Origin of the sequence: Methanolobus sp. ZRKC4, from assembly GCF_045291305.1 — an archaeon.
Taxonomy (GTDB): Archaea; Halobacteriota; Methanosarcinia; order Methanosarcinales; family Methanosarcinaceae; genus Methanolobus.
Genome location: NZ_CP146983.1, coordinates 2,009,126 through 2,026,332, shown reverse-complemented (window position 1 = coordinate 2,026,332; position 17,207 = coordinate 2,009,126). Strand labels below are relative to the sequence as shown.

The window sequence follows — 17,207 nt, the reverse complement described above, 5'->3', positions numbered from 1 at the left end:
CAACAATATCAATTAGCAATCTATAAAAATATAGAAGAAATTGGGCTATGTAGAAAAACTATTGAAATAAACATCATTCACTTAAATTGATTGTATTTCATCAGTCTCGTCAGAAACATTTGTAATAATTTTATCTCATGTTATGCCCACAAAAGTAGAGGATTTCTACAGAGCAATATTTTTAAACATAATTTCCTTTAAGGCTTACAAATTTTAAAGTAAATTCTCCATCCGATGTCAAAATATACTCTTTCTCCTTTTTGCTGCCTTCTACATGCCTTTCATCAATTAAATTCCAGTTGAGAAGATCCCTTGTCAGTGAATTGAATACACCATCTTTTAGTTCTCGGTTTGCCCTTTTCTTATCTCTTATCGGAATATATTCTTTTGAAAGCTTTTCAAACAGCTTTTTTCGGGATAATGTTTTCAAATTCTCATCACCTAAGGGTTTTTGTTTGTCCAAGATATTCAATACGGTTACTCTGTTTGGATTTGCCTGAAAATCTTCAATGTGGACCTTTGGAATTGATATCTTTTTAGCTCTTTCTTCTATATCTACATGGTAAGGTATTGCTTCAAACCACAATGCCATCATAAAAAGACCAATTGATAATGCTTTAGTTCCGCTGGATACATTAAAATAATATTGAGCATCGGGTTTATTCTTATATATTTCAAAGACAGCATCCTTGATATAGTCAAGAGTATCATCTTCTATAACTATCTCATGAACTCCTTTTTTTGCTATTTTTGTACCAAGCTCTTTTAGTTCTTCTATAGACTTTCTGATCGCTTCTCTTGCCTCCTGTCTATTTGGGATATCAGAATTTTCATAGATTCTTTTTTCTGCAATGACATAGACTTCGGATGCAGGTGCGATTTCATAAATAGCTGTTCTAAATGTGTTATGCACATTTGCACCAGCGCTCATTATGTGAATCTTTTCTTTACTTTTCATATTCTGGCTCTTTGTGTTTGATTAAAATTAGTTTATTATTTAATAAATCTATTTATTAAATAATAGGTAAATCTAAAAAATTATTATATTTTCTGAAACGGATTTTCATCCGATGACAAGCAAAGCAATCAGATCCGTAAACTGGCATGTGACCATGAACTGCAACTACAAGTGCAGGTTTTGTTTCTACAAGAGCATGAGTGGGGAATTCAAAGACATCGAAAAAGCCAGACAGAAACTTGAAACTTTAAAGGCAAAAGGAATTGAAAAAATCAACTTTGCTGGTGGAGAGCCTCTGTTATACAAAAACCTAAACCACCTTTTGAAGATGGCAAAGGATATGGGGTTCACAGTTAGTATTGTTACAAATGCAGCTCTACTCAGTGAAAATAAACTCAGGGAAATGAGTAAGTATGTGGACTGGGTGGGAATATCTGTCGACTCTGCCGATGAACATATCGAAAAACAACTTGGAAGGGGAAACGGAAGTCATGTGGAACATATCCGTAAGGTCTGCAAGCTTATCCGTGAGAACGGAATGAAGCTGAAGATCAACTCCACCATCACCAAAATGAACAACTTTGAGGATATGAAACCGTTCATATCATCTCTGGCTCCGGACAGATGGAAGATATTTCAGATACTATCCATGGAAGGTCAGAATGATGATGCTTTTGACCTTACCCTAACCAGTGAAGAGTTTGACATCTTCAGGAGTATAAATGGTGGGTTGATACTTAACAATGGTTCCAGTCCAACTTTTGAATCTGCAGAAGATATGCTTAATTCCTACTTCATAATAGGTCCGGATGGGGATATTCTCTTAAGTAAGGGCAATAAGCGCTCTACAATTCCATTTGAATCACTGGAAAATATGGAACTTACTGATCTTGTCGATGCAGACAAGTACCTGGAAAGAGGTGGTAACTATGACTGGAACTAAACCAGTCTTTTCTTTTTCAGACTCCTCTCAGGATGATCTGAATCCTCTTCGAAGGATCTGCTTTACCGGAGTAAGGGGTGTTGGGAAATCGACTGTAATGGAAGAGATCGATGTGATATTCACCCATATGGATTACGAGTTCTATACGGACATAATACTGCTTGATTCTTATCCTGAACGCATCCAGGATCACAGGCAAAGGGATACTAAGAAGAAATGAATCACTGGCCTGGAAGTTATCCGAAGGGAACTTGATTTTGAAAGGCAGAAAGCTGCAGATATCTCAGAAAAGTATGGAATAAGACTTCATGTAGTTGAGATGGGCGAAGATGCTGCTGAAAAGTTGAAAAACATTCTCCTAAGATGATTAAGTCATTAGTTTGTTTTTAAACAAATATAATTAAATAATTAGACAGTGTTTATTGTATGGATTTACAGGGAATGTTGGAAATGCAATTTGAGAAAAATGTAGTTGAGTATTTTTTATGGGAATCTTATAACATCGATTCAAGAAAGCATTTGTACACAATTATCAATAAAGCAGACGATGATAGTCGCAAAGAGATTGGTAAGCATCGTATTCTTCAAAACATGTTTCTTCTTAGAAGAGGAAGAGATCCAGGATTTTCTTTACATGTTTATGATATAATAAAAAAAGATGTAAATGCTATCCAAAATACTGCTCTTTACATCCAGAAATTATTGTTGGATGGTTCATATTACGATGTAAACAAAATATTCAATCCTTATTCATCGATTAATAATCAGGAAAAGAAAAAAATTGTAGATAAGGATTTGAAACACACATTTCGCCTTCCTATTGTCTTTGAAGAACGTGGGGATGGGCTTTTTAATATTAAACAAGAGGATTTTCTTGAAGAATATTCCCAAATGCACATGAGAAGCCTAAATGAAAGTATTGAATATTTCAATCAACGATATGAAATTGCTCTTGAAACCAAAGATGATCAAGCAGCAAATGCTATTCGTGATGTAATGCAGGAATATCAAACAAGTCATTTCGATCTTGATTACTTTTCAAGGAAGGGGGAGTTTTATTGGGATTCAGATACTGAAAAAAAAGAAAATTTTGAATTTCTAAAATATTTATCGGAAAATATTGCAAACTCTGAATATTACAGTTCAAATCCGGCAAATGCAGAATGGCAATTAGCAATCAATATTTTGACTTTGGGTTTTGAAGAAAAACTGATAAAAATATTGGCCGATTATGACATTGGAATAGTTGATGAATTATCTGAGCTAAAAATTTCATTAATGTACATCAAGTTTTTAGCGGATGCATTTTCAATCACCTCTGTAATATGGTTCAACTCTCTGTCTTTGAAAGAAAAGCAACAACTATTGAATGGTACATATACATTAGACAGCCAGAAATTAACTGATTATCTTGCTACTTTCACTCAGAAAAATAGAACGATTCTGTCTTTGGAGCTATTTGCAGATAGAATGTACTTGAATAAATTTTTTGATGTTGCTGAAACTACATATGCATTTTTAAATGAAAATACTGAAGATGACTACAAAAAAGCAGGATACCTTAGTAAATTAGGTGACATCAATAGAGATAAAATGGAATTTGAAAAGGCATATTCTGCATATGAGGAACTATTTGATTTTTCATCTAAAACGCTTAGAGTCAATAAAAGGAAAAGAAAGGGAGGTAGAAAAACTTTTGAACAATACGAAAATCCTCGTATTGTAACTACGTTATCACTGCTGAGAATGGCAGAAATGGATTTTCTGCTTGGTAATGGTGATGCTGAAGATCACATTAACAATGCTAGAGAAAGAATTGAAAGAGCTAACAAAGCTGAAAAGTTAAGCTTGATGTGGAATCTTGCTTGCACATATAGAAGAACTGAACAGTTTGATTGGGAATATGAATGTTTGCATGATATTGTTTCTTTAGGAGAAAATAAAAGAAATGATCTTGTAGATAAAGCGGAAGAACGAATAACTCAAATTGATAAGTACTTTTCATGGACTGCAGAAAAACTAGATGATAAAAAGTTGCGTGAAGAAGAACAAAACAAAAACCACTATAGGCTTGCAGCAATTGCAGAATCTCTAAGAAATTCATTCCAATTTGAACGTGAAGCCGAATATCTGAATATGGCACTAAAGATTAAAGAAAATGAGCAGATTAAATTAAATCTTGCTATTTCTAAATATAATCAAAGTAATTTTTCAGAAGCAAAAAAAGATTTTATCAAATTGATATTATCCTCTGAAAAAAAGATAGTTACTCAATCATACCTTTACTTAGCTTCCATTGATTTCCAGCAAGACAACAATCAGAAAGGTCTTGAAAATATTTTAAATGCAATTTTGCCTCTCATCAAGACTCTGAGTTCTATAGATAAGTGTAAGCAAGAAGTTGATGATATTGAACAGGAATTTACACTAGAAGAAGAAATTGAAGCAATTGAAATTCTCCCTCCAGCTATTAGGTTGTGCATTAATAACTTAATTCCCATAAAGAAATCGAATGTGCTTAAAGAAGTTTTAGATCATATTTTGGACTATAGCACTAAATTGTCCAAACCAAGCATTCATCATGACATCGTTTGTATTGCATGTGATGTCTTATTTACTAAAGGGTTGGTAGAGGAGGCACTTCTTCTTTCTGAAAAGTCAATTGAACAGCTAAGTGCGGATAAAGGGTATAAGCTTTCAGCAAATGAATATACTGCTCATATGTATTTTGACTTGGGCATGCATGATAAGTCAATAAAATATCTAAGAGATGCACTTAATATTGATTCTCAATTCCCAGAGATATGGAAGAAGTTGGGCTTAAATTATGAGCAGTTATTAGACTTCAAGAATGCTGAAAAGTCAATCGATAAAGCAATGGAAATAGAAACTGACTATCCCGGTCTTGAAAAGCTTAAAGAAAAATACAATCATTTAAAGAAAGACACAATTAATTTTAATAAAATTAAAGATGGCGATGTTAAAAAATTCTTTATGAGTGCAGAGCGTCTAGTGTTGGATATTCCTAAGTCAGTTAATGAGGATGAATTTGATTTTACAATAGCTTTGGTAAGTTATGGAAAAGGGGTGGAAAGCCTTCTTCACAAAAAAGTTTCTATAAATTTGAGGAAAAAAATTCACAAAAAACATGGATTCCCAATCCCTGGTGATCTTTTCAGGAATTTACCTGCTAGTTTGAAAAATATTCTTGGAAAAAAAGATATGACTATAACTTTAGGGTCTTGGCCATACGTCTTTGATGATTGCAAAAAGTACAGCTTTAACCCAATCGCAGAAGAGGCAAATAATTATTTTTTGGCTAGATTTAACAAGAAAAAAAATATAGTATTCGAATCATGCAAAACAGTTTCAAATTATAGGAATGGTTCAGCGCATTATACATCTAAAGCAATGGATGAAATAATGAAAGATCGAAAAATCATTGTTGAACAAGTAAATAATCTCATTGATGTATTCTATTGAATCATTGTTCATATCCAAAACAAGAAAGCAATAATAAAATTCTCCATCAATTATCATGACTAGTAAAATAAATGTTCCATTTCACACCAATATCCAATACAGGATTTACCTTGATATGGACAATGTAATCACCGACTTTGATAATGCCTGCAACAGTATTTCTTCTGGACTTATCAAATTGCACAGTTCAGACAGAGATGAGTTCTGGAAGATAATCGAATCCCAGGAAATCACTTTTTGGTCAGAGATGTCTTGGAAAGAAGATGGTAGAGAGCTTGTTGATTATCTACTGAATTACAATACAACAATCCTTTCAGCACATCCAAATCCTAAAAGAGGAAGCGTAGCAAAATTCAGCAGAAAAGGAAAATATGAATGGTTGGCCAGAGAGATTGGCAAGGACTTTGCAGATAAAGCTATTATCTGCAGGCGTTCAGATAAAAAGATGTATTCTTCCACTAGTTGTATTCTTATAGACGATAATACTCAAAATATTAAAAGTTGGGAAGAAGCAGGTGGAATCGGCATCTTGCATTTTGCTACTGAAAATACAATTGATAAATTAGAGCAGTTATTAGTAGATATGGATTAGCTTTCCTGAAAGATAAGAACAGGAAACGATTTGGTAGTAGGGGGCTGAAGATGGTATCTTTCACCATTTAGGAAGGCATATGGCTATGTAAAGAGATTAATGGAGTATTTTAGTTTATTTTTCACAGTAATAATAGGATATACCGCCTAAGTGATTGATTTCACTATTTTTAGCTAAGCAGACATGGTTGAAGGGTATATTTCATTATTTTTTCTAATTAGCCTTGATGCTTTTTTAGCTCTAATCAATATACAAAGAAATGACGTATATTTAAAAATCAAAGAGGGATTTTTGAGCATCAATTGCAGAGTTTTTTATTGCGGCTTGAATAGAGTTTTCCACACTGGATGGTACTGGCATCGACAGTTGCTTGAATATCTTTAAGGTTATCTTTTCACCGAGCAGCTTGGCTACTTGCTCAAAAGAACAAGCTTTTAATGTTTCAACAGACCTGACATGATTTGTATATAGTAACCTAGCTCTTTTTCTTCCTACATTCTTTATTTTAAGGAGCTCAACAAGTTCAGGACCTGCCCCATATTCCAAACGAGTATCAAGTCCATTAAAAGGGATATCATATTCTCGAAGAGCGGCAATTCGATTGATTGCAGAAGCAATTCTTGCTGCGCCACTGGATAGATTATGAAGGTCTCCTTCACCGGTAGAGTATTTTTCAACAATGACTTCAGTATCAACTTCATTTATCCAGTCTTTTAAGATTAAGGTATTCTTTAATGATTCAAGATAAGATTGATATTCATAAGAAAGATCAGCATGCTCATCTGGGGGAAAGATAATGTCTTCTTTGATCTTTAGGGCAATGCATGAATACTCTGCCAATTCATTGTTCTTTATGTAAACAGGTCTAATTTCATCGGTTATACATATTAATTGGAGTAAAGAGAGAGTTGTTAATTTCATGTTTGATTGCTTTGCATATTCCAATTTTTCAGTGATAATTGCTGCAGCCAGTGGATTAATATACATCCGGGAAATCAATAGTCCAAGCTTGGTAGGCATGTGAAGATTGTTTTCATTTGTTATCATTTCATGATTTTGAAGGAATTCGATACACGAACAGATACTTTCGATAAATTCATTATCATCGCCGGTATGTGCAGAGAATGTTCTTAGGAAGAATTCAATGATACCTTGTTGTGATATCGATGAACTACTGCTTATGATTCCGAGTACATGACTGCGTAGAATTGATTCATCACGTAGGTATGAATCGATATCTTCTGCTGTTGCGAAGATATATTTTTCTTTTAGTTCATCTATATCGCCAGCTTCTTTAGCAAGAAGTAGAGAAAAACCTTCTGGATCTAAATGTGGTCGGCCTGCTCTTCCTACCATTTGTTTATATTCAAGAACAGGAATAGGAACCATACCCCATTCTGGATTAAAACGGGAATAATTTCGAATTATAACCTTTCGTGCTGGAAGATTTATACCCGCTGCTAAGGTTGGTGTACAGGAAATTACCTGGATCAAGTTGTTCTTGAATCCTTCTTCTACAAGTTTTCTCTGAGTGGCATTAAGACCGGCATGATGATATGCGGAACCGTTACGAATACAGTCTGCAAGGATTTTTGCTTCACCGGTATTACTTGACAGTTCAACCTCATCGGCAATTACAGCGAGTTCTTTCTTGGTATCACTATCTAACAACGCATTTATTGCTCTTTGTTCCTGATTCTTAATATTTGAGAATCTCTTAGCAAAGCCTGCACAATTTCTTCGACTACTTTCAAAGACAAGACATTGAGCTCCTTGCTCTATTGTATCAAGGACAATATTTGCACTAATGTCCTTTGTATCATGCTTTATTTTTTCTTGGTGAAGATTTTCTCCGGTAAAGAAGTTCATTGCTTTGCCGATTGCAATTCCTTCATTCAGTATTGTTGGTCGCCATTCACTGACAACAAGTTCAGCATCTAACCATTCTGCAAGAACCTCAGCATTTCCAATTGTGGCAGAAAGAGAGACTATCTGTAGGTTTGGGATACTCCTTAGCTTTGTGATAACAATATCTACGGTAGGACCTCTTAGAGAATCTCCCAGGAGATGGACTTCATCCACAACAACAATGGATAAGTCTTGTAGCCACGTTGTACCATTGCGAAGCATTGAGTCTGTTTTCTCAGAAGTACAAACGATGATATCATTCTTGCCGAGTTGTTCGCTTTTTGACTCAAGTTCTCCGGTAGAGATTCCCGTCTTTATGCCTAGTGATTCGAATTCCTTGAATCTTTCATACTTCTCACTTGCAAGGGCTCTTAGAGGAACAATGTAGAGGGCTTTGCCGCCATTAAGAACATGTTTGAGCATAGCAAGCTCTGCAACCAGTGTTTTCCCACATGCTGTTGGAATGGCTGCAAGGATATTATTTCCTTCCAAAAGACCTTTGTTTACTATCTCACTTTGGGGAGGATACAATTCTTCAATACCGGCACTCGTGTAGATATCAATTGCTTCTCTGGGAAGAGAAAGAGAATCTATTCTAATTCTGTGTGTCTCTTGTAAAACCTTAGGAAGAGTAATTGTTGGAATTTCCTCAGTTATAAGAGTAAATGCCTGCTGAAATTCATTTACTTTAGTTCGAGACTCATGTATTTCTTTTCTCTTGAAGTGATCGAGTAGCATTTTCTTAGTAGTGAGCAAATGGGTAAAATCACAGTACTTTTGGCAGGTATTGTTTAAGATTACAGCATATATTACATTAGAAATGATACTTTCTTCATCAAATGAAGATTTTTCAAAATATAGGTAGTTTTCAATGATTGAGACATCAATAAAAATAACAGGAATCTTATGTTTATTATATAACTGTCTTTTTTCAAGACCTATATCAGGAGTTGAGATAATCTCAATTGCAGCTATTATCTTGTTATTATTCCAGATAGAAATATCTGGAACAATATTTGAGTATGGTTTCTCTAATTCAATAGCTGTTGCATTGTTCAACATGTCAAAAGTATAAGAGTCAGAAGTTCGGATCCCATCTTTTTGTTCAAGAGGATAAGGAATTCTGTTGTAGTATTGATCAATATCGTATCGAGGGCATCTAAAATTGAAGATAAAGGATTCACCTGAATCTAATTTTGAGCTTAAAATGTCATAGACCTTCATTGTGGCATTTAGATGGATTATGGATTCTAGTGAATGTTCTTTTTCTCCACTTGCTTTATGGGCGAAATGCCATCTTCTCTTTGGGAAATCTTGCTTGTTCTTTGCAATTACTTCTTTGTCACATAACAAACAGAAAAGCTCAGAAGCAGCTTCAGTTTCTTCTCTCTGGGTAATATACAGAACATCTCCGTTAGAATCACACGCATATTCCATTGGGATGTGCCGATTTGAAAACTTGAATGATTCGTTTATGTTTTGATGAATGAAGATCACCCCCATTTTATTAATAAAGAAGCTACATTGGTTATATGTTTTTTTAGATATGATGGTATTTTTTTAAAAGTAAGATGTAGAGATAATCAAATATACTAGTCACAAAAATTAGCTTAAATATGATTGACTATAATTCTATTCTAAAAGTAATGTGCTGTCAAAATGGAGAAACACATGTTTGGAGAAAATGACAATTCTGGAAAGATAATGTTAGACTTAGCTAAAGAATTGGATTTACTTGTTCCTATTATCAAGTTATGTGACGAGACAAGGTTCGCAGGGCTTAAAGGGAAGGTGCATTTAAAACAATGGAGATATAATGGGATGCTTCGGCATATGGGTCTAAAAATAGAAGGCAAGAGTAAAGGAAAGCTAAAAGCGGGTGAGCTAATGGTAAAGAATGCTAAGAATGCGGGCCTTTACGATGAAATTATCAAAATGCCTGAGAAAGCAAAGAAAATTGCTTCTGAAAAAGATTTAAAGATTAGTATTTGGGAATTAAATGGTCTGCTGAATTCTCTTGGGTTGGAGATTGAAAAAATAGTTGGCACGAAGTTCCCAGTACCAAAGGAAGACCAAAAATATCGTGAACTCGAAGCGAGCTTCAATACGAATTAATTTATTTTTAGTTAATGTTGGTTGCGATATCTATTGCAACATTTTATACATTACATAACAAAATAACAAAATTAAAATCCAATTAATTTAGATAAGTAAGTATGGGATTATTTGACATCTTCAAAAAGAAAACGGTTAGTGAAAAGCCCACAAAAGTAATAATAGAAAATAATATTCTAAACAGCAATGTTCCTGCAACGTATTTTGATAGTTTAACATCCAACGACAAAATTTTCAAATTGCTATGGTTTGCAGATGGTAAATTCAAAAACTATGATCCCGAACAAGATACCGATATCTTATTTGAAAATGAACTGTTCAGGATCACATTTTCATTTAGTATGGAACCGAGTCTTTTGTCATTTAAACTACGTGTGAAGCAATCTTCTTCAATAGATGTTAATGAAAGTGTTGGTTATTATCCATCATATGAAAATCTAAGCTCTGAACAAAGGTGGGTATACCTGAACTGGTTGGGAGATGTTCGAAAGCAAGTGGATATTGGTTATGTTTTTATTTTTTATTATGGACTTGAAAGACATCTTTTATACAGTAATTACAAAGATGCAGTCGATGTCATACTTTTGCTACGTAAATATCACAAAAACAGTTCATTCCAGGGATATTCATTAAGTGCGTTGTTATTAGCAGCGATTTTGCACAAGGATGAGGACACATTGGAGAGGTCACTTGTTTCATGTGATGGTGATTATCCTGGTAATTTGGTCTTGATTGCTAAATACTTGATGAAAAAAGATATTACTCCAGATGAAATTGTGGCCATGGCATCTTCTGTTGGATTTAAAAACAAGCGTTACATAAATCAATATCCAGATATGTTCAAAGAAGTTTTGTCTTTAAAACTAGAAAATGAATTTGGAACTGGAACGTACCCTATCTATGCTTTGGACGCTGATTTTGAATTTAAAGATGAGCTGGTTTTTGCAAATATGTCTCTTCCATCTAATACAAGATCACCTATTTTGCCATCCATCATTGATAATTTGCAATTCAAAGACTCGATTATGCAGCTGCTATCGTCAACACATAATGAATTGAAAGAAAAACTTGCTCAGATACGAAAGGAAGGGATAAAGCCTGTTCCCCAGGTATCAGAGAATAAAAATGTAGGTTATGAGATCAGCTATGACCTCATCTGTCCCTATTGTGATATGAAACTTGACAAACCACCTAAAAGGAAGAAGAAATGCTCGCACTGTGACAATTACATTTACGTGCGTTCATCTCGTATATTGTTTCCATCTACCTGTCTTACAGAAGATGAAGCACTTGCTACAAGTGAATTCTATTCTTTAAAGGAACATGGAATTGAAAAAGACGATTTTTTCCAGAAGCATGAACAAATGGGCAAAAAACAATATGTTTCGACATGTATTGGGATGTACAAAGATCTTTTACTAGAGAAAACGGATCTATTTGAACTCAAGAGTATAAATTTCAAACTTGCATTGCTACATTATAAACTAGGTAATGAGTTCATTTCATATCTACAGCACAGTGCAAAAATGGAGCTAATGGATTTGAAGCAAAAAGGATACAAGAAGGTAAAGATATCTTCAGTTGGTTCTTGTGATACATGTAAAAAATTAAATGGTCGAGTATTAACAATTGAAGAGACATTAAAAGAAAAACCAGTGCCTTGTATAGACTGCACTCATGAAATGGAGAAAGGGAAACCTGGCTGGTGTATGTGTAGCTATCAACCGGTGTTGCAAGAACATATTTAGATTTTTAATGTAAGCTTTTGAATATGACTGGTTAACACTGATCAACATAAGCCATACAAAAAAAAGTATGGTATCTAATTTGAGGCGGTGAATGTTATTTATTCAAACAAGGGGGTATAATTCATTAATTTTATAAAGATGAAAACGTGGAGATTTAGAAATGGATGATGGAAATCAAGACAAATTATTAACTATATCCCTTGGGAATCATAAATTATACAAAATGTCCCATGGTTCATTTAAAACAGAAAGTGATTCTGAAATTCTTGAAACCTTTAAACAGAATAAATGGATTGTTTTACACGAAGAAACAGGAAGAGGTCAAGGTGAGAGATTTAAAAATGAACTTGAGCAAGGGGATTATGTTTATATAACGATTGGAGCCAATGAACTTTTTGCGATAGCGAGAATCGAATCTAGTAGATGGAACTATGTTCCTAAAAATATCACTAATGATGGAAAACCTTGGATCTACAGAGAGGTTAAATACCTAAAAGATGCAATAAAACCGTATCCAGAAGAACTGAAGAGAAATAGGAAACATATCTACCCAAGCGGGAATAGTACGTTAACTGAAATTTTACCTCAAAGACTTGATGAAGCAAATGAAATTTTGTTTAAGCCATATTTTGGAGTCAGATTTGCATCCGATAAAATAACAACTGTAAAAAAAGATACAAACATACCAATATTTCCCTGCAATACCATATTTTATGGACCTCCTGGAACTGGAAAAACGTTTAACACCATTGACCGAGCAGTTGAAATAATTACTGGCAGTCGTAGAAGTCATGAAGAAAATAAAAAAGTGTTTGATAACTTAAGGGAAGAAGGACAAATAGAGTTCATTACATTTCACCAGAATTACAGTTATGAAGATTTTATGTTAGGTATCCGTCCTGATTTTGAAGACTCTTCTTTAAAATTCAGAAGAACAGAAGGGATATTCTACAAGATGTGTAAAAGGGCAGAAAAAAACTACTTAGAAGCAAACAAAACGAAAGAGAATTTCAGACCGTTTTTTAATGTATTTGCAGAATTTGTAGAGCCACTTAAAAGAGAAGAAAAAGAAGAAATAGAAATAAAGAGTTACCCGGGCACTTCGTCTTTTTGGATTACCGAACTTTATCCTAATTATTTAGGTTTCAGAAAACAATCAGGTAAAGAAAATGACAGGTTAAGTATAGATGCACTTCATAATCTTTATGAAGGAAAGATGGACCTAAAACAGGTCAATGAATTTTATTATGGACCGTTGTTGGATAAATTAGTCAAAAAAGGTCATATTGGAAATGAAAAAAGCAAATTTGTTCCACTCAAAAGATATGTCCTCATAATTGATGAGATCAACCGAGCCAATATATCAAAGGTCTTTGGTGAATTGATTACGCTTCTGGAAGAAGATAAGCGCATAGGAGCTAATAATGAGCTGATGGTCAATATTCCAAATGAAGATAAGGTCTTTGGAGTACCTCCGAATCTTTATCTTATAGGAACCATGAACACTGCTGATAAGTCAATTGCCCTTATCGATATTGCACTTAGAAGACGTTTCGAATTCATTGGATATTTCCCAGATTATACATTATTATCGGATGAGAAGCGCAGCATTCTCAGACATATAAATAAGGAGATACATGAACGCAAGAAATCAGCGGATTATCTGATAGGCCATGGCTATTTTATGAACAGTATTGGTATACCTGATGTTCTTAGCAATAAGGTGATACCACTTCTAATGGAATACTTCTCAGGTAAAACCGATATTGTTGAGGAAATCTTCAAAGGAAGCAGTTGGTCAGTGAAATATGATACTGAACAATACGACTGGCAAATACAGCAGTAGACCAATGAAAAAGATATTTGAATACGATGAGAAGGTCAAAGTTCCTGACCGAGTTTCTCTTGAATCCTATTTGTATTCTCTGTGGAGAGAATACAAAGAGGTTTGGCCACCTAAGAAAGAAGATGATTCTCTCAATAAGAGAAAAAAGTACCAGCCTTTTTTGATGTTTGATGGGGATCTAGCCAGAGCAAGGAACTACGCAGGCTTCATTCATTTTGAGGATTTCAAGGTAGAGATATTCCCCAAGATTTTCAAAAATACTGTTGATATTAGCAGAGACCACATGCATCGTCATTTGTTCTACTGGTTGAGTTATTGTAATAGAGTGAAATTCCCTTTCAATCAGGCATTCCTTGATAAATGTGAGATATACGAATTGCCAGAACTTATCATCTACTTATTTGCAAATCAAATACATGAAGTTGTAAGCACCCAGCCTTATTCTGTTTATGAAGAAGTATCTGAGGCTTTACAAACACCGCGTGGTCGAATAAATTTCACCCGTTATGTGGATCTGATTTCATATTGCAATTATCACCAGATAGATTGTGATTATGAACCTTTTGTGTTTGACAATTCACTGAATCGTACAATTAAATATTGTACTAGATTATTGCTTTCAGAAGCTAGGATTTCTGAAACCCAGAGATTGTTGAATGATATCATTTTTGTGTTGGATGAAGTGGATGATCAGGTATGTTCCCCATCGCAACTCTCGAGCTTCCAAATATCCCCCATATACGGGGATTATGAAGAGATTGTTCATATCTGCAGTATGATACTGGAAACTCAGGTATATTCACATGAGAACTATGATATGAAGAATTGGAGTCTGCTATTCCCTATGGAGCTTATTTTTGAAGAGTTCATAGCAGGCTTTATTCGAAAACATTTTAGTGACACGTTTAAAGTGGAAGCTCAAAAATCAGACCTTTATCTACATGATGATCCAAAAACATTCAACCTCCAACATGATATTTTGCTCACGAACAAGGAAACTGGTGAACAGATAATCATTGATACAAAATACAAACCACGCTGGGATTTGGAGAGTGGAGATTCAAAGAAGGGTATTTCTCAATCTGATATGTATCAGATGGTCAGTTATGCTTATAGAAGAGGGAATGATAAGGTTTTACTCATCTATCCTAATACATCTGAGGAATTGGCAGAGGACTATACTTTTGTTGTCAAACAAGGTGATACGGACGGATGCATTAGAATAAAGGCTGTAGACGTTCCATTTTGGTCAATTGATGGGTATTTGTGTGTTGAAGAGAGGCTTAAGTTTAAATTGGGACAGGTGTTGGATGTGTATTTCTGAAAGTTCTAGGTGAAGACTCATAAACAACTATTTTTCAGGCTCATACAAAGCCATATCAAATATCTCCATAATTGGGAAATCGCTTGTCATATGTCTTTTTGCTAGCTCTTGACGAATGTTCTCAGATTCATTAAAATAAACAAAATAATCGTGATGGAGTTGTGCAAATTCCCGTGCACCTTCTCGAAACTCTATACAGAGATCTTTGTCCATTTCTCCCTTTATTTTGAGATTTGTCCTTACAAAGGAATCAAGTATCGGATTTTCATCTGGATTATAGAAATGCAATATTTTCGTGCCAAAACTGAATGCATTTTTTTGAATCTCTTTTCCATTTTTGTACGTTATAGGGTCACAGGATTCAAAAGCCTGTAGGGAACTTACGTAATCATCGAAGTCTTCGACCTGCTGTAAACGGTTTTTGACCTCTTTCACTCCTTCCCAAGATAAATGTGTTCTATAAACCTCATTAATGAAATCAACAAAATTATTATTGGATAAAAGTTCCTTAAATTCCTGATTCGTGAATTTGTTGTTTCGTTCCTTATATCCAAGCTGTATGTACATAGCCTGATACACAAAAGCAAAATAGTTCTCTTGTAAATGTTTTATCACCATTTCTTCAAACTTTGAACAACTAGGCAGACGTGTTTCGAGACGTTTTAGTATTTGTACCCTGTCCATATTGAACCCTTCGTTTATTTTGATATTTAATCAAAGTTAAACAAGTATCACATTGTTTTTATACAGTATAATAGTAACTTTTATTGATAGACATGCCCTCTACAATCAAACCATTTGAAATCTATACTAAGCTCATTGAAGTCGCAAAACAACACAGTACGATATGTTACAGCGATATATTGAAATCATACAAAATACCTACGTTTCCTAATACTGTAAAAAATCAACTAACAGATCCTATTCTTAATCCTTTGATTCAATATAATGTTGAAAAAGACCAACCTATTCTCTCATCTCTGGTCGTCAACAAAAAACAAAGCCTTCCTGGAAAAGGGTTTTTTGATACAATGGAATCAATGTTTGATATTGATTTATCAAATGTCATTGACCGAAGAACAATACATACGGAAGAATTGAAGTTAATTTGGGACTTTGATTGGAAAAGTGATGAGTGGGATGAAGATAAGTGGGATGAAATAGTCTGCAGAAAATCAGAAAACGAACTCCAAAATTCACAACTCAATTTTGAAGAACTACAACATTATTTGGTTGATATTGCAAAAAAACAACAAACAGCAACATACAAGCAAGTCTTGAATTACTTAGGTCTACAATTGAATCCAGGTAGTGTAGGACTCCTTGTAAGAGAAGGACTTAATCCTATGATAATTCAAAATATGGAAAAAAATGAACCCTTATTGTCTTCCTTGGTAGTTAGAAAAGAAAGTAAAATTCCAGGACCTGGCTTTTTCCGACAGATTCAATTATTTGATAAATATGATGGTTCACTACAAGGTGATGATGCGAGTCTATTTCACAAAAAAGAACTAGAAAAGATATGGAATTACTATTAAATGCAAATCCCAATGTAAGGAGTAAGAAAATGGGAAAATATTCAAACCTTGGTGTTTACCTTCAGAACAGTGCAAACGATGTCATGAAACTAACTTTTGCGGAAGTAGAGAACATTTTGGGATTCAATCTCCCAAAATCAGCAAGAGAATACCCGGCTTGGTGGGCGAATAGTGGTGGTTCACATACGCATGCAATCGACGGTTGGTTAAGCATGGGGTGGAATACAAGCGTTGACTTAAATGCACAAGTTGTAATTTTTACTAAAAAAAGGCACGTGGAAGTTAAACAACAAAACGAAGAATATGCGCCAAAAGAAATATCCATCTCTGCAGCTGAATTCGAAGAATATGCCCGCATCTTTATGTCTAAATACTATTCATTACAGTTGCTTGCTGGAAAATATCCTGGTGTTCCTAAAATATTCGATATGTTATCTGATGACAATGAAATTGTAGGAGATGCTAAATTCTATACAATGGTTCGTGGAATTTCCTTGCCACCAGCAAAGTTTGCAACCATTGCAGAACATGTGTGGCTTTTGGAAAAAACGGGAGCTAAACACAAGTTTTTGATATTTGGAAATGATAAGCGTGTTCCTAAAGAGTGGTTAAAAAGGTATGGTGGTCTTGTTGATGGAGTTGATTTCTTTTTCTATGATGTCAATGACGATAAAATAGAGCGTTTGAATAAGGCTCAATCCTAGATATAATTCGTTAGTTATCGAAATAAAAAGACTATGTTTAAATAATTT

At 34.3% G+C, this 17,207-nt stretch carries 13 protein-coding genes; 10 read left to right on the top strand and 3 right to left on the bottom strand.

Translation table 11 applies throughout. From position 1 onward, the window contains the following. Positions 1 to 181: 181 nt before the first annotated feature. Positions 182 to 958: a DUF6293 family protein gene (locus V7O67_RS10230; RefSeq protein ID WP_342304926.1), complete on the bottom strand. Its 777-nt coding sequence runs from the start codon at positions 956 to 958 to the stop codon at positions 182 to 184. Between the two features lie 112 nt (positions 959 to 1,070). On the opposite strand from V7O67_RS10230, the gene V7O67_RS10225 reads away from it, so the two are divergent. From V7O67_RS10225 to V7O67_RS10210, 4 genes are all read left to right on the top strand, one after another. After that, positions 1,071 to 1,901 carry a viperin family antiviral radical SAM protein gene (locus V7O67_RS10225; RefSeq protein ID WP_342304927.1) on the top strand — a complete coding sequence of 277 codons (831 nt, stop codon included), beginning with the start codon at positions 1,071 to 1,073 and terminating at the stop codon, positions 1,899 to 1,901. Further along, positions 1,888 to 2,121, top strand: a complete 234-nt coding sequence (locus V7O67_RS10220; RefSeq protein WP_342304928.1) for a hypothetical protein — start codon at positions 1,888 to 1,890, stop codon at positions 2,119 to 2,121. Before V7O67_RS10225 ends, V7O67_RS10220 begins: the two co-directional genes overlap by 14 nt. A 206-nt stretch (positions 2,122 to 2,327) precedes the next feature. Continuing rightward, positions 2,328 to 5,384 (top strand): hypothetical protein, encoded by a 3,057-nt coding sequence (locus tag V7O67_RS10215; protein WP_342304929.1) that lies wholly within the window; start codon positions 2,328 to 2,330, stop codon positions 5,382 to 5,384. A gap of 55 nt (positions 5,385 to 5,439) precedes the next feature. Next, the gene (locus V7O67_RS10210; protein ID WP_406669976.1) at positions 5,440 to 5,976 is read left to right on the top strand and encodes a hypothetical protein; all 537 of its coding nucleotides are present in this window, start codon (positions 5,440 to 5,442) and stop codon (positions 5,974 to 5,976) included. Between the two features lie 270 nt (positions 5,977 to 6,246). Here the strand turns inward: V7O67_RS10210 and V7O67_RS10205 are convergent, their stop codons facing one another. Next, on the bottom strand, positions 6,247 to 8,946 hold the full coding sequence (locus V7O67_RS10205) for a DEAD/DEAH box helicase (protein WP_406669975.1): 2,700 nt from the start codon (positions 8,944 to 8,946) through the stop codon (positions 6,247 to 6,249). Between the two features lie 609 nt (positions 8,947 to 9,555). Between V7O67_RS10205 and V7O67_RS10200 the strand changes: the two genes are divergently transcribed. The 4 genes from V7O67_RS10200 to V7O67_RS10185 all read left to right on the top strand — a co-directional run bounded on the left by V7O67_RS10200 (position 9,556) and on the right by V7O67_RS10185 (position 14,917). Further along, the gene (locus V7O67_RS10200) at positions 9,556 to 9,999 is read left to right on the top strand and encodes a hypothetical protein (RefSeq protein WP_342304932.1); all 444 of its coding nucleotides are present in this window, start codon (positions 9,556 to 9,558) and stop codon (positions 9,997 to 9,999) included. Positions 10,000 to 10,100: 101 nt separating this feature from the next. After that, a complete protein-coding gene (locus V7O67_RS10195) occupies positions 10,101 to 11,747 on the top strand; it encodes a TerB N-terminal domain-containing protein (RefSeq protein WP_342304933.1) in 1,647 nt (548 codons plus the stop codon). A 160-nt stretch (positions 11,748 to 11,907) separates the two neighbouring features. Beyond that, complete coding sequence (locus V7O67_RS10190; RefSeq protein WP_406669974.1) at positions 11,908 to 13,593, top strand: McrB family protein; 1,686 nt, start codon at positions 11,908 to 11,910, stop codon at positions 13,591 to 13,593. Next, complete coding sequence (locus V7O67_RS10185; protein WP_406669973.1) at positions 13,556 to 14,917, top strand: McrC family protein; 1,362 nt, start codon at positions 13,556 to 13,558, stop codon at positions 14,915 to 14,917. Before V7O67_RS10190 ends, V7O67_RS10185 begins: the two co-directional genes overlap by 38 nt. A gap of 27 nt (positions 14,918 to 14,944) precedes the next feature. On the opposite strand, the gene V7O67_RS10180 is transcribed toward V7O67_RS10185, so the two are convergent. After that, complete coding sequence (locus tag V7O67_RS10180) at positions 14,945 to 15,601, bottom strand: hypothetical protein (protein WP_342304936.1); 657 nt, start codon at positions 15,599 to 15,601, stop codon at positions 14,945 to 14,947. Positions 15,602 to 15,684: 83 nt separating this feature from the next. On the opposite strand from V7O67_RS10180, the gene V7O67_RS10175 reads away from it, so the two are divergent. Beyond that, the gene (locus tag V7O67_RS10175) at positions 15,685 to 16,455 is read left to right on the top strand and encodes a hypothetical protein (protein ID WP_406669972.1); all 771 of its coding nucleotides are present in this window, start codon (positions 15,685 to 15,687) and stop codon (positions 16,453 to 16,455) included. A 29-nt stretch (positions 16,456 to 16,484) separates the two neighbouring features. Then, entirely contained in the window at positions 16,485 to 17,159 is a 675-nt protein-coding gene (locus V7O67_RS10170; RefSeq protein ID WP_342304938.1) for a hypothetical protein, read from the top strand. Positions 17,160 to 17,207 lie beyond the last annotated feature (48 nt).